Source organism: Pelistega suis (assembly GCF_013133795.1).
In the GTDB taxonomy this organism is placed as follows: Bacteria; Pseudomonadota; Gammaproteobacteria; order Burkholderiales; family Burkholderiaceae_B; genus Taylorella; species Taylorella suis.
In genome coordinates this window covers 76320-90657 of record NZ_JABGBN010000008.1, presented here as the reverse complement: position 1 = coordinate 90657, position 14338 = coordinate 76320, and the positions used below count along the sequence as shown (strand labels likewise).

Annotated in this window: 11 protein-coding genes; 3 read left to right on the top strand and 8 right to left on the bottom strand. The window is 41.9% G+C overall.

Features of this window, described 5'->3' with window-relative positions; genetic code table 11:
* Both HKX39_RS09215 and HKX39_RS09210 read right to left on the bottom strand, forming a co-directional pair.
* A complete protein-coding gene (locus tag HKX39_RS09215; protein ID WP_171681034.1) occupies positions 1-948 on the bottom strand; it encodes a branched-chain amino acid ABC transporter permease in 948 nt (315 codons plus the stop codon).
* Entirely contained in the window at positions 949-1812 is an 864-nt protein-coding gene (locus tag HKX39_RS09210) for a branched-chain amino acid ABC transporter permease (RefSeq protein ID WP_171681033.1), read from the bottom strand.
* Between the two features lie 390 nt (positions 1813-2202).
* On the opposite strand from HKX39_RS09210, the gene ppc reads away from it, so the two are divergent.
* Positions 2203-5037 carry a phosphoenolpyruvate carboxylase gene (gene ppc / locus HKX39_RS09205; RefSeq protein ID WP_171681032.1) on the top strand — a complete coding sequence of 945 codons (2835 nt, stop codon included), beginning with the start codon at positions 2203-2205 and terminating at the stop codon, positions 5035-5037.
* On the opposite strand, the gene HKX39_RS09200 is transcribed toward ppc, so the two are convergent.
* From HKX39_RS09200 to ispB, 6 genes are all read right to left on the bottom strand, one after another.
* Entirely contained in the window at positions 5034-7016 is a 1983-nt protein-coding gene (locus HKX39_RS09200) for an LTA synthase family protein (RefSeq protein WP_171681031.1), read from the bottom strand. The two genes, ppc and HKX39_RS09200, sit on opposite strands and share 4 nt — an antisense overlap.
* Before the next feature lie 73 nt (positions 7017-7089).
* On the bottom strand, positions 7090-8952 hold the full coding sequence (gene ilvD / locus HKX39_RS09195; RefSeq protein ID WP_171681030.1) for a dihydroxy-acid dehydratase: 1863 nt from the start codon (positions 8950-8952) through the stop codon (positions 7090-7092).
* Between the two features lie 44 nt (positions 8953-8996).
* Positions 8997-9731 carry a glutamine ABC transporter ATP-binding protein GlnQ gene (gene glnQ / locus HKX39_RS09190; protein ID WP_216605081.1) on the bottom strand — a complete coding sequence of 245 codons (735 nt, stop codon included), beginning with the start codon at positions 9729-9731 and terminating at the stop codon, positions 8997-8999.
* Entirely contained in the window at positions 9731-10441 is a 711-nt protein-coding gene (locus tag HKX39_RS09185) for an ABC transporter permease subunit (protein WP_171681029.1), read from the bottom strand. Before HKX39_RS09185 ends, glnQ begins: the two co-directional genes overlap by 1 nt.
* A 91-nt stretch (positions 10442-10532) precedes the next feature.
* The gene (gene glnH / locus HKX39_RS09180; protein WP_171681028.1) at positions 10533-11279 is read right to left on the bottom strand and encodes a glutamine ABC transporter substrate-binding protein GlnH; all 747 of its coding nucleotides are present in this window, start codon (positions 11277-11279) and stop codon (positions 10533-10535) included.
* Between the two features lie 119 nt (positions 11280-11398).
* Positions 11399-12364 (bottom strand): octaprenyl diphosphate synthase, encoded by a 966-nt coding sequence (gene ispB / locus HKX39_RS09175; protein WP_171681027.1) that lies wholly within the window; start codon positions 12362-12364, stop codon positions 11399-11401.
* Between the two features lie 104 nt (positions 12365-12468).
* On the opposite strand from ispB, the gene HKX39_RS09170 reads away from it, so the two are divergent.
* Together HKX39_RS09170 and HKX39_RS09165 are read left to right on the top strand one after the other, a co-directional pair.
* On the top strand, positions 12469-13341 hold the full coding sequence (locus tag HKX39_RS09170) for an ATP-binding protein (protein WP_171681026.1): 873 nt from the start codon (positions 12469-12471) through the stop codon (positions 13339-13341).
* Between the two features lie 21 nt (positions 13342-13362).
* Complete coding sequence (locus HKX39_RS09165) at positions 13363-14319, top strand: Nudix family hydrolase (RefSeq protein ID WP_171681025.1); 957 nt, start codon at positions 13363-13365, stop codon at positions 14317-14319.
* The last annotated feature ends 19 nt before the right edge of the window (positions 14320-14338 follow it).

The following is a 14338-nucleotide window of genomic DNA, read 5'->3' as shown; positions in this document are numbered from 1 at the left end:
TTATGCCATAGTCTTTTTGGTCAAAAATCGACGCCAAAGCCCAACAATGCCTGAAGGAATAAAAATCAAGACAATAATCAATAAGGGGCCAAATACTAACATCCTATAATCCGCCAAGAACTGTAAAGATTGCGTGAGACTAGAAAGTAGTAATGCACCAATGACCGGACCTGCGATTGTGCCTAAACCACCCACTAACACAAACATCACAATATTAAAAGTGGTTGAGACATAAGCCATATCTGGACCTAAAAAGCGAACATAGCCGGCATATAAAGCACCCGCTACGGCTGCGTACGCTACCGAAATAACAAAAGAAAGAATCTTGGTACGCATAAGATTAATGCCCAATGCCTCTGCTAAAGAATCACCATTTTTAATGGCAATAAAACTACGCCCAACAATAGAACGCACTAAACGATTCATTAACCAGATACCAACAACTAAACAAATTAATGCTAAGAAATACTGAGCCTTACCGTCATAGAAATCTACTACACCCCCTAGCTCAGGTGTGGGCACATTCATAATACCAATCACACCATGCGTTAGGCTTTCCCACTTTTCAATGAGCAAGAAAATGATATAACCCACGCATAAGGTAAAAATCGAAAAGAAATGCCCTTTTAAACGTAACGATACCAAACCGACCAATAAGCCAATCAACATCGTAATCAGCACCGCCACCACAAATGCTGACCAAAAAGACCACTCATAATCCACCGTCAAAATACCTACCGCATAAGCACCAATGGCCATAAACCCACCATGCGCTAAATTAAATTGCCCGGTATAACCTGTCAGCAAATTTAATCCTAAGGCGGCAATCGCGTAGATAATCGCCAACGTCACCACAGATAAGTAATACTCATTAGACGAAACGAAGGGAAATGCTATCGCCACCAACAAGGCAATCGTCCATCCATACGATAGTGTTAACTTTTTCATTTATCGCATCCCCTTTGAAAATAAACCTTCTGGTCGAATAGATAGCACAAGAACTAAGACCAAGAAAGCAATAATGTCTTTATAATCAGGCGAAATATAATACCCGCCAAAGCTTTCGGCAAAACCAATAATAAGACCACCAATTACTGCTCCCGCAAAACTACCCATTCCACCCATGACGATAATGACAAACGCTTTTGTAATCACAATCTGTCCCATTGCTGGATAGACTAAATTAATCGGGGCATATAACACGGCAGCCACTGCAGCCAACACACCCGCTACGGCAAATACCAAATAGGTCACCCGTACAGGATCAATACCCACCAGTTTTGCCCCCTCTTTACTTTGTGCCATGGCGATAATACTTGCACCCAAAAGCGTATGATGAAGAAATAAATGCAAGGCAATCAATAAAACAAAAGCACCAGCGATGATAAGTAAGCGTTGCAAAGATACCGTGATACCCAAAAGATCAATCATCTGCTGATAAGGGGTTGGGATTCGCTGAAAGTCTGCTCCCCACAATAACTGAGCAAGAGACTCTAGAAAGAGCATAATTCCAATTGCCGCAATCATATCGTGTAATGGAGGGGCTTTACTCAAAGGTTTAAAAACCAATAACTCAGCCAACATAGACAGCAAAGCAACCGCAATCGCTGCCCCAACCATAGCAGACCAATACCCCAAACCCATCGCACTCATCAGATAATAGGCCACAAAGCCACCCATCATATAAAAAGCACCATGGGCAAAATTAGGGACATGCAGGATACCGTACACAAGTGTCAGCCCCAATGCCACCAAACTATAGACGCTTCCTAGCGTTAAGCCATTCAGAAGCTGCTGCATAAAAATATCCATGCATTGTCTCCGTATTTTTATCGTTAATTAGAAATTATTTTTGATAAATTGGCATAAATTGTCAATCAATTTTTCTCTTTTTTATTCTGCATTGCAGAAATAAAGGGAAAATACCTAGTCTTATTAATTTTTTATCAAAAAGATTATAAAAATAAATTTTTTTACAAAATAAAAGAAAATAAATTATTTTTTTATGATTTTTTGGTTACTTTCATGTTTTTTATTATTCTTTTAAAATAAATTACATAATTAAAAATGGAACGTATATTCTGCAATGCGGTAATTATTTTAAAAATTACTTGCATGTAAAAATAGTATCTTATTGACGTTTTTATACCTTATGAGTCTGAATACCCTTATACTTAAACAATAAGAAAGGAGACTTCTAATATGACGAATAACGCCATTAAAACAAGCAATAAAAGCCTGCACAATGATATTTATCTACTAGGCAAACTCCTTGGTGAGGCCATCCGCTCTAGTGACGGCGAAAAAGCATTTAATGATATTGAAGAACTACGCCGTGCGAGTGTACGCACACGTCGAGAGCCCAACACAGAAAATATCCAAGCCCTAAGTCAGGCTATTGACCAACTTTCTGACGATGAAGCCAATACGATGGCGCGTGCGTTTAGCTATTTTTTACATCTCGCTAATATCGCCGAGGATCACGACCAACAACGCTTACTCAAATCCAAAACTTCCCCGTCTAGCCTCAAGCATACCTTGGCTATGCTCAACCAAGAGGGTATTAGCGCAGCAGAGCTGTATTCTGCTTTACAACAGACCAATGTCGTTCCTGTACTCACAGCACACCCAACTGAGGTACAGCGCAAAAGTACGCTTGATCTACATCAAGCTATTGCACAGAAGTTAATCACCTATCATCAGCTTGATGATGAGGAAGAACAAGAAGAGCTTGCTGAGGAATTAGCCGCCTATATCAAAATCCTCTGGCTCACTCGTATGTTGCGAGCCAATAAGCTAACGGTTGATAATGAGTTAGATAATGTCAACAACTACTTCGCCACGACTTTTTTAAAAGCCATCCCCGCCCTTTATAAGCAACTCAATAGAGAAGTACGTCATCAATTTAAAACCCAATTTGATGAGCTGCCCTCTTTTCTCACGATGGGTTCGTGGATTGGTGGTGACCGTGACGGCAACCCCAATGTCAATGCGGATACCCTAAAATCGGCATTTCGTAAACAAGCCGTCACCCTTTTTCAGCACTATTTAGATGAGCTTAAAACGCTCGGTACTGAGCTATCGATGAGCACTTTATTAACCGATGTTTCTGAAGCACTGTCAGAACAATCCAAGCTCAGTATCGATCGCTCTCCACATCGTTTAGATGAACCTTATCGTCGCGTCATCATCAATACCTATGCTCGTCTTGCCGCAACTGCCAAAGATTTCTCTGATGGCAAATTACAAATTCTCAATGTACAGGCAGCTACTCCTTATACGAGCCCACAAGACTTCTTAGCAGACTTGCAGTTAATCGCAGACTCCTTACGTCAGCATCAAGCCGAATCCATTGCGGATTTACGTCTGGATACCTTAATTCAATCTGTTAAGATTTTTGGATTTCACTTAGCTACGGTAGATTTGCGCCAAAGCTCTGACGTTCACGAAGCAGTATTAACCGAACTATATAGACGCAATCGCACAACATTGCAAGGCAAACCATTGGTCTACGCTGAGTTAAGTGAACAAGAAAAAGTTGAACTTCTCATTGCTGAGCTTCATAACCCTCGCCCCTTGGTCTCTCCATGGCAACAATATAGCGAACAAACCAGCAAAGAATTACTTATCCTCCAAACAGCTGCACAACTGCGTCAACGCTATGGTAAACGTGCTATCAAACAATATATTGTTTCGCATACAGAAACCTTAAGCGATTTATTGGAAATTCTAGTTCTTCAGCAAGAAACTGGTCTCATCAGCCTAGAAACCGATGAGCAAGGTAATCCAATCCCTATTCAAGCCGATGATGGTCTGATTGTCGTGCCTTTATTTGAAACCATTCCTGACCTAGAAGCAGGTCCCAATATTATGGATCAATGGCTTAGCATTCCACTTGTCAAAGAGCGTGTAATAAAGGCACAACATGGTCTACAAGAAGTGATGCTAGGCTATTCTGATAGTAATAAAGACGGGGGCTATCTCACCTCTAACTGGTCTTTATATAAAGCTGAAAAAGCTTTAGTGGAGGTATTTAAAAAACATGCCGTCCGTTTACGCATGTTCCATGGACGCGGAGGAGCCGTCGGCCGTGGCGGAGGCTCTAGCTTTGACGCTATTTTGGCTCAATCACCGGGCTCTGTCGCTGGACAAATTCGTCTCACCGAACAAGGAGAAGTGATTCAGAACAAATATCGCTCTGCTGCCTTGGGTAAATGGCATTTAGAACATCTCCTCAGCGCGACCTTACAAACCTCGGTCGGCAAACAAGCGTCTGAACCCGACCTCTTTATGCAAGAACATCAGAACCTACTGGAGCAGCTATCTCAACTTTCACAGCGCACTTATCGTCAATTGGTCTATGGCACTGAGGGTTTTGTCAATTACTTCTTTGCTGCCACTCCGATTAATGAAATTGCGGGACTGAATATCGGCTCTCGTCCTGCTTCTCGCAAAAAAGGGCAACGTATCGAGGATTTGCGCGCTATTCCTTGGGGCTTCTCTTGGGCTCAATGCCGAGTCTTATTACCAGGTTGGTATGGCTTTGGTACAGCAATACATACCTATTTAGAGCAAGGTTTTGACTGTGAGCCCAATAGTCGCTCAGACAGATTAGCTCGTTTACGTCATATGGCAAAAGGCTGGCGTTTCTTTAAAACAATGCTTTCAAATATGGAGATGGTATTAGCCAAGTCAGATTTAAAAATCGCTGAGCAATATAGTACCTTGGTTAGTGATGAGACGCTACGTCACCGAATTTTTTCTATGATTAAGCATGAACATGCGCTAACGGTTAAAAGCCTAAAAGAGATTCTTGATATTGAGGAATTATTAGATAATAACAAAGCATTGGCGAATATATTACAAGAACGTTTTGCTTATATTGACCCCCTCAATTATCTACAAGTGGAGGTTATTGGTCGCCTACGTCAGCACCGTGCAGAAACACAGCAAAACCGTTATGAGAGCCTACGCGATGAGCGCAGTGTCCATCTCACCATTAACGGCATTGCTGCAGGCTTACGTAACTCAGGTTAGGATTGTGCTTGCGTAACCAAATAATTGATCTGCCACCGGATAAAGTCCTGAAATGCGAGGGCTTTATCCTGCTCGCTGGCCGTTAAAGGACGACTATTCACCTCTACCTTCCAGCCACTCTCTGATGAAGACCATGGATAAGCTATACAAGGCTGAGCACCTAAATCCATCACCCCCTCTACTGTCGCAAATAAGGACTTCTCATTATAAGCAAACTCGAACCGTTGCTCTGTCGAAAACAATGAACGACCACAGCCATGCCAATAAGTAGCTTGGGACAAACTCAAATGATAGAGTGTCGGCATAATATCTTTATGCGAGGCGACTCTGTTTTTATCAAAAGACAAATCCATTTGTGTCTGTAAATCGCTAGACAAATAGACAAAAAATGGGACAGACTTTGCTAAAAAAACCTCTTTGGGTTGATTAACATAAACCCCTCTAAAATGATGATCTCCTGTTGCCGCAACGATAATTTGACGAGCTTGAGTATCTTTTTTATCTATCGCTTGCAGAAAACCACCCAAGGTATCACAAGCATATTGATAAGTTCCTAAAACCGCTAATCGCTCCGTATCCTCATTACCATATCTCCCCTGTAAACACGCTGGCTGTAGAGGTTTAAGATGGTAATGCGCTGGTACTTTATAAGGAGGATGATTTGTCATTGTCAAAATACTGATAAATAATGGTTCCTTACTTTCTTCGAGAAGTTTTTGAGCCAATGCAAAAGCATATTCATCCGCCACCCCCCAATAAGAAAGAGAAGCCTTTGCTTCAGGAAATATTTCCATCATATTATTCTGGTCATACAACTCATCTACCCCTTGTAGAGGGAAGTAATTGGCTAAATTACGCCACATCATATTGCCAGCCGTAATAAAAACAGTCTTATAGCCTTGTGCTTTATATACCTCAAAAGGGGTTTCTCCTAAAGAAGTATGCTGAGCAATGGTTTGGCTGATATTTTGAATATCACTATGAAAAAAGATATTCGCTAAACTCGGGGCGGTACCATCATAGTCCGAACAAAACCGTTCAAACACAAAACCCTTTTGCCAATAAGGACGAAGACGACCTAGCAAATCATTATGCTCTGCATGGTCGTGAATTAAGATATTATTTCCAAAACTCTCCATTAAGGCAAAAACCACATGAGGTTTTTCTTGAGCAAGATAATTATTTTTAGGGGTTGTATCATGAAAATCCTCTATCTCACCCATACGACGTAACAAGGCTTTTCCTTGCTCTGCTGTCACCACGTCAAAACTAATTTGTGCCTTACGATCGGTAAATGCCCAACTCATAGCAGTCACGCCGTCAGGAACCATTTTATTCAAAATACTTAAAGAGCTCACTTGAGCCTGCCCTCGTCCCAATGGCTTAGAACGTATCGCACCTCTTGCGGCTAAAGCAATGCACAGCACACTCACTACTGACAAAATAATTTGGAGCCATAGCGCGTCAAAAGCAAACCAGTTTAAATGTATCGCTTGATAGCAAAAATACGCCGGCAACAGAGCACTCAATAACACACCTAATACAAGGCGAATAATCGGGTAGTCCTCATAAATATTTTTTAAAACGGCTTGCGTATCATCCTCCACGAGACCAAACATAAAAATATCGTAGTAATTGTTATAGGTCTTAAAGTAGTAAAAGTTACCGACAATAATGCCATTAAGCACTAAACACAGCACAAACATCACTATCGCAATACCTAGCGCAATGTGGGAGGTGAAATAAAGCACTACTGTCCCAATAATCATAGGAATACCGACAACCATCGATAGCACTTTCATATCAAATCGATGCCCTAACGCGAACATTCTTCTTACCGATAATTGATGCTCCGGGTTTTCTAAAATATCCTGAGCAACAAAGGCTTTTACCATCGCTCGACGATGTGCTGCCAACAATAAAAACTGATAAATAAAGATTAGCCACAATGGCACAATTACTATGGAGGGTTGATACATACCTTTAAACCTAACAATCAACAAAAAACCCATCGCATACAACGATGGGTTCTCACGTCAAATAACGTCTATTTTATTTACGTTTTAATTGACTCAAATCACGGACGGCACCACGGTCAGCCGATGTTGCCATCGCTGCATATGCCTGTAAAGCTTGCGATACATAGCGTTCGCGACTCTCAGGTTTCCATGCCTTATCCCCTTTCGCTTCCATTGCTTGACGGCGAGTAGCTAATTCCTCATCCGAAATAGCCAAATGAATTTTACGATTAGGGATATCGATTTGAATCTCATCACCATTTTGTACTAATGCAATATTACCACCTTCGGCTGCCTCTGGTGATGCATGACCAATGACTAGACCAGAAGAACCACCTGAAAAACGTCCATCTGTTAATAAGGCAGCTTTAGCACCTAAGCCTTTTGATTTAAGGTAAGAGGTTGGATACAACATTTCTTGCATGCCCGGCCCGCCTTTAGGACCCTCATAGCGAATAATGACAACATGACCTTCTTGGACATCACCGCCCAAAATACCTGCTGTGGCATCTTCTTGACTTTCAAATACAATCGCTTTGCCCGTAAACGTCAGAATACTTTCATCCACACCCGCTGTTTTGACGATACAACCATTGGTCGCTAAATTACCGTAGAGCACCGCTAAACCACCGTCTTGAGAATAAGCATGCGCTTTATCACGAATACAACCATCGGCACGATTTAAGTCTAGCTCATTGAAATAACGATTCTGGCTAAATGCCACTTGTGTAGGTACGCCACCGGGTGAAGCTTTAAAAAACTCTACGGTCTCTGCCTTAACATTAGCGGCTTTTACATCCCAAGCCTCAATCGCCTTACCTAAGGTACCACTATGAATATTGTTTACCGTCGTATCTACCAAACCTGCACGATTTAACTCAGCCAAAATACCTAGGATGCCACCGGCACGATGTACATCTTCGATATGGTACTGGCTCGTTGCTGGCGCTACTTTACATAGACATGGCACACGACGAGAGATGGCATCAATGTCTTTCATCGTGAAATCTACACCTGCTTCTTGCGCCGCAGCTAATAAATGCAGTACGGTATTGGTCGAACCACCCATCGCAACATCAAGCACCATGGCATTTTCAAAAGCAGCTTTTGTCGCAATACTACGAGGTAATACACTCTCATCATCTTGTTCATAATAACGACGAGCAAGGTCAACAATCAAAGTACCCGCTTGCTCAAATAAACCTTTACGCAACGCATGTGTCGCGACAATCGTACCATTGCCTGGCAAAGACAAACCCAACGCTTCTGTTAGACAGTTCATTGAGTTAGCCGTAAACATACCTGAACAAGAACCACAGGTAGGACAAGCACTACGCTCTACACTATCTGTCTCTGCATCAGAAACATCGGGATCTGCTGCTTTAATCATAGCATCCACAAGATCTAGCTTAATAACTTTTTCTGAACCAGGTAAAACCACTTTACCTGCTTCCATAGGGCCACCCGAAACAAAAATAGTTGGGATATTAAGGCGCATTGCAGCCATTAACATGCCTGGAGTAATCTTATCGCAATTAGAAATACAGACCATCGCATCAGCACAATGTGCATTAACCATATACTCGACAGAATCCGCAATCAAATCACGAGAAGGCAAAGAATACAACATGCCACCATGCCCCATCGCAATACCGTCATCAATCGCAATAGTATTAAACTCTTTGGCCACTCCACCTGCTTGTTCAATTTGGCGAGCGACTAGTTGACCTAAGTCTTTAAGATGTACGTGTCCCGGCACAAACTGCGTGAATGAGTTCACGACAGCAATAATGGGTTTACCAAAATCACTATCTTTCATACCAGTTGCTCGCCATAAAGCACGAGCACCAGCCATATTACGACCATGGGTTGAGGTTTTTGAACGATAAGCAGGCATACATCCTTCCTATGAAAAGCTAAATTATCAGATAGGTGTTTATTTTACTTCACGTGTTGCAAGAAATCTTTTAAACGCTGACTTGGTGGTAGGGATATTAGTTCCTTAGGCGATCCATCATGCGCAATTTTACCCTTATCAATAAAAATGAGTCGTGTACCGACTTTTTCTGCAAAACTAATTTCATGCGTCACCACGACCATGGTCATACCGTCTTGTGCTAAGTCTTGCATGACTTTAAGTACCTCATGTCGTAACTCGGGATCCAATGCTGATGTTGGCTCATCAAATAGCATTAGCTTAGGCTTAATCGCCAACGCACGCGCAATAGCCACTCGTTGCTGTTGTCCACCTGATAACTCGCTAGGATAGTGATTCATGCGCTCACCCAGTCCCACTTTTCTCAGCAAAGCTTCCGCCTCTTCTTTGGCTTTAGCATGAGTGACGCCACGAATCTGTTTTGGCCCAAACATAACATTTTCCAATGCCGTCAGTTGAGGAAATAGATTAAACTGCTGAAACACCATACCTGCCTCACGGCGCAACGCTCTCAATTCAGCGGGTGAGGATTTGACACTATGGCTACCCACAATTAAATCACCTCCTTGTATCGTCTCTAATGCATTGATACACCGTAAAAAAGTTGATTTACCTGACCCTGAAGGACCAATAACCACCACCACTTCACCCTCATTGATAGTTAAATCTACGCCATCCAGAATCGTATGAGCACCGAATTTCTTAGTCACATTTTTAAATTGAACAATGGGTGTCGACATTATAGAATCCTCATTTTCTTCTCAATTAACTTTAGCCCTAAAGCAATAATGCCTGTCATCACTAGATAGAAAAAGGCCACAGCCCCCCAAATTTCAATAGCACGATAATTGGTTGCCATAATTTCTTGTCCTTGACGCGTGAGTTCTGCCACCCCAATAACGATAAAAATGGACGTGTCTTTGAGACTAATAATGCATTGATTACCTAATGCAGGAATCATGCGGCGAAAAGCAATCGGCCCAATAATCTTCGTAATGATTTTATAAAAGGGCAAACCCATCGCTAAACCAGCCTCATAGAGCCCTTTAGAAACTGACAATAGACTGCCTCGTACAATTTCAGCGATATAAGCTCCTGAATTAATCATCAAGGTAGCAATTGCCGCCGTCATACCATCCACTCGCACCTGAAAAATCAAAGGAAAGGCAAAGTAAATAAACATCACTTGTACAACCATGGGCGTACCACGAATCAGTAGCACATAGGCTTTTGCTATCCAAGATACTAAGGGTAATAAGACACCTCCCACAGGATGCTTAGATCTAAACTCATTATCTGACCAAGACGGTGCATAAGCACGAATCACCCCCACCAAAGCCCCTAAAATAACACCACCGATTAAGCCAAGTAGCGTAATTTTTATTGTTAATTGAGCACCTTTCCATAAATCAGGTAAAGCATCAACAATTACTTGAAAATCAACATCCATAACAAAATTTTTTCAATAGTTTAAAAATAAAAATAGGTGATGAAACCCCAAAGATTCATCACCTCAACAGCACGATAACTGGCATTAAACCTTATTTGGCAGGTGCATCACCAAACCATTTTGCATGAATCTTATCGTATTCACCGCTTGCACGGACTTTCTTAAGACCTTCATTGACTTTTGCCACTAAATCGCTTCCTTTAGGAAAGGCGATACCATATTGATCATCACTATTTAAAATAGCACTCACCACTACTTTACCCTGACCTGCTGTTTTAGCGTAGTACTGTAAATTAGGCGTATCATAAACCACCGCATCTGAATTACCTGACTGCAAATCTAAGAAAGAGTTATCGCTATTAGGGAAGAGTTTAATTTTGGCACTGGGTACATTTTTCTTCACGAAATCGACAGGACCCGAGCCTGTTTTAATTGCTACTGTTTTTTCCTTAAGATCATCTAAACTCTTAATCTTATCAACATCTGCTGTGCGCACCATAATGGCAATCCCACTATTGTAGTAAGGATCAGAAAAGTCGAGAATCTTCTTACGCTCTTCTTTGATGGAAATACCCGCAATTGCTGCATCCACATTGCGTGTCTGTAAGCTCGGGATAATACCATTAAAATCCATCGGCTGTAATTTATACTTGATACCCGCCTCACGTGCAATGGCATCAAATAAATCAATATCAAAACCAGTATATTTATCACCATCTTTGAATTGGAATGGCACGAATGCTGTGTCGGTGGCAACGATAATTTCTTTATCCGCCGCATAGGCATTAAATGCAAAAGTCGTTGCTAATCCTAAAAATACAGCCGAGAGTTTTTTCATGACATAGTCTCCTTAAGGCGTAATATCACACCCAAATTTATTCTAAATATAAGTAAATGTAATAAAAAAGGGCATTACCTACTATTAGGAAATACCCTTGTCACTCTCATCTACTGCGCTTAACGATCACGCTCTACTGAAAAACGCGCGAATAAACGAAGTGATTTTTTATAGTCAGAATCAGGAATTAAATCTAAGGCTTTTTGAGCAATTTCGGCCTCTTTAATCGCCATCTGACGAGTATACTCTAGTGCATCCGTCGCTCTAATCGCCGCAGCAACGGCCTCAAAGTCTGCTTCACCTGTCTCAATCGCTTGACGAATTAAGGCTTGTTGCTCTGGCGTACCCACTTCCATCACACGAATTAAGGGTAATGTTGGCTTGCCCTCACGCAAATCATCGCCGACATTTTTACCCAAACTCTCCGCAGAACCCGAATAATCCAAGACATCATCAATCAATTGGAAAGCTGTACCGACATGACGACCATACGCTGCTGCTGCTTCTTCTACCTCTGGACTAGCGCCAGCAATAACAGCCGCCACCTGTGTTGCCGCTTCAAATAATTTAGCGGTTTTATAACGTACAACCTGTAAATAACGCTCTACTGTCACATCAGGGTCATGTACATTCAACAACTGAAGCACCTCACCCTCGGCAATCACCGTCGTCGCCTGCGAAAGAATCTGCATCACACGCATTGAATCGACTTCAACCATCATTTCGAATGAACGTGAATATAAATAGTCACCCACTAACACACTTGCTGCATTACCAAAAACCGCATTGGCTGTCTCTCGACCACGACGCATATCTGATTCATCAACCACATCATCATGCAAAAGCGTAGAGGTATGAATAAACTCTATCACGGCTGCCAGAATATGGTGTAAATTGCCCTTATAGCCAAGTGCATTTGCTACCATCAGCACCATCGCAGGACGCATACGTTTACCACCCGCACTAATGATGTATTCACCAATCGTGCGAATCATAACGACTTCAGAATTTAAACGAGAACGAATAACCGCATCTACCTCTTGCATATCCGCTGCAATTGGACTAATAATTTCTTGAACGCTCACAGTAAACCTATGTTAAAAAGTGACAATATGTGTATATTCTACTATATCTGATACAAACAATTCTTACTAACGCATAAACCTTATAAACCTCAAGGATTTTTCTGATGTCTAATGATACTGTTCAGCAACTCATTCAAAAAGCCCTAGGCGTATTATCTCAACTTGAAGCATGGTTGCCTCCTACACCAGAAAGCACAGACTGGTCTGCCAAAGCCTTTCGTTGGCGTAAAAAAGGGGAAACTGCATGGTTAGAAGCTGTCAAAGTCGTGGACCATATTGAAACCGACGATTTACTTCATATCGAAAAACAAAAAGAAGCCATCGATACCAATACACGCTTTTTCTTACAAGGCAAACCAGCAAATAATGTCTTAATGACTGGGGCACGAGGTACTGGAAAAAGCTCTTTAGTCAAAGCCATGCTCGCCAAATATGCAGACCAAGGATTACGTCTCATTGAGGTTGATAAAAGTGATTTAGGGGATTTAGGGGATATTGTTGATTTAATTCATCAGCGCCCCGAACGCTTTATTATCTTCTGTGATGACCTCTCTTTTGATGAAGGTGAAGTCAGCTATAAAGCATTAAAATCTATTCTAGATGGCTCAATCTCTTCTAGCGGAGAAAATGTTCTGGTTTATGCAACCTCTAATCGTCGCCATCTTATGCCTGAGTATATGAGTGAGAATCTTTCTACCAAATACCAAGACGACGGTGAGGTTCACCCAGGCGAAGCAATTGAAGAAAAAATTTCTCTTTCTGAACGCTTTGGTTTATGGCTCTCTTTCTATCCTTTCCGTCAGGAGGATTACATTGCCATTGTCAATTATTGGTTACGAGAACTAGGCTGCCCAGAAGAACATATTGAAGCCAGTCGTACAGAAGCACTACAATGGGCTATTCAACGTGGTTCTCGTTCTGGTCGTATTGCCCGACATTTTGCAAAAGACTGGACAGCACGTCACTTAAGCAAATAAAACTTTCCTCAAAGGATTACTATGGAACAAAAGCCTTTTATTCGTGTCGCTGTAGGGGTGATAATTAATCCCGAAGGACAAGTACTACTCGCTCAACGCCCAGACGGTAAACCATGGTCTGGTTGGTGGGAGTTCCCTGGAGGAAAAATAGAAGAAGGAGAAAACGTTCATCAAGCTTTGGCACGAGAGTTAAAAGAAGAGCTCGATATTGAGATTACCACCTCTTATCCTTGGGTTAGCTTTACCTATGATTATCCAAAAACAACCGTAGAGCTTTCTTTCTGTCGCGTCTACGATTGGAAAGGGGAAGTACGAGGTCTAGAACAACAAGCCTTTGCATGGACAACGCCTACTCAGGCAAATCAACTCGGTGAAATTTTACCTGCATCCGTTGAGCCTCTAAAATGGCTAACCTTGCCCGAGAGTTATGCTATTAGCCACTTTCAACAAGCTGATATACAAGAGATGTATTGGCAAAAGTTTGAACAACTACTCAATCAAGGTATCAAACTCTTTCAATTCCGAGAACCGAATTGGTCTGAAGGTGTAGGGCATGGTACGCTCAAAGCACTCTTTGAAAAAATGCTGGCGAAATGCCATGAGCATGGCGCAAAACTAATCATTAATAGTATCCATCCTCGTGCATGGTGGGCTTTAGCTGATGGTGTTCAACTACGCGCACAAGATGCCGTACAATTAGATGAGCGCCCAATTGATAACAATAAGCTGATGGGAGTATCTTGTCATCATCTCGCTGATATTCTCTATGCTCAGCACCTCAATGCCGATTTTATGGTGCTTGGACATGTCGAAACCACTCCCTCTCATCCAGATACTCCCCCCTTAGGTTGGGAAACATTCCAACAATTTGCATACGAAGCAGGACGCCCAGTTTTTGCGATTGGGGGACAATCTTTAACAAGCCTAAGCAAAGCACAAGAATACGGTGCACATGGCGTGGCGTTTATTAGAGGTTAGAAGTGATTATCTATTTTTT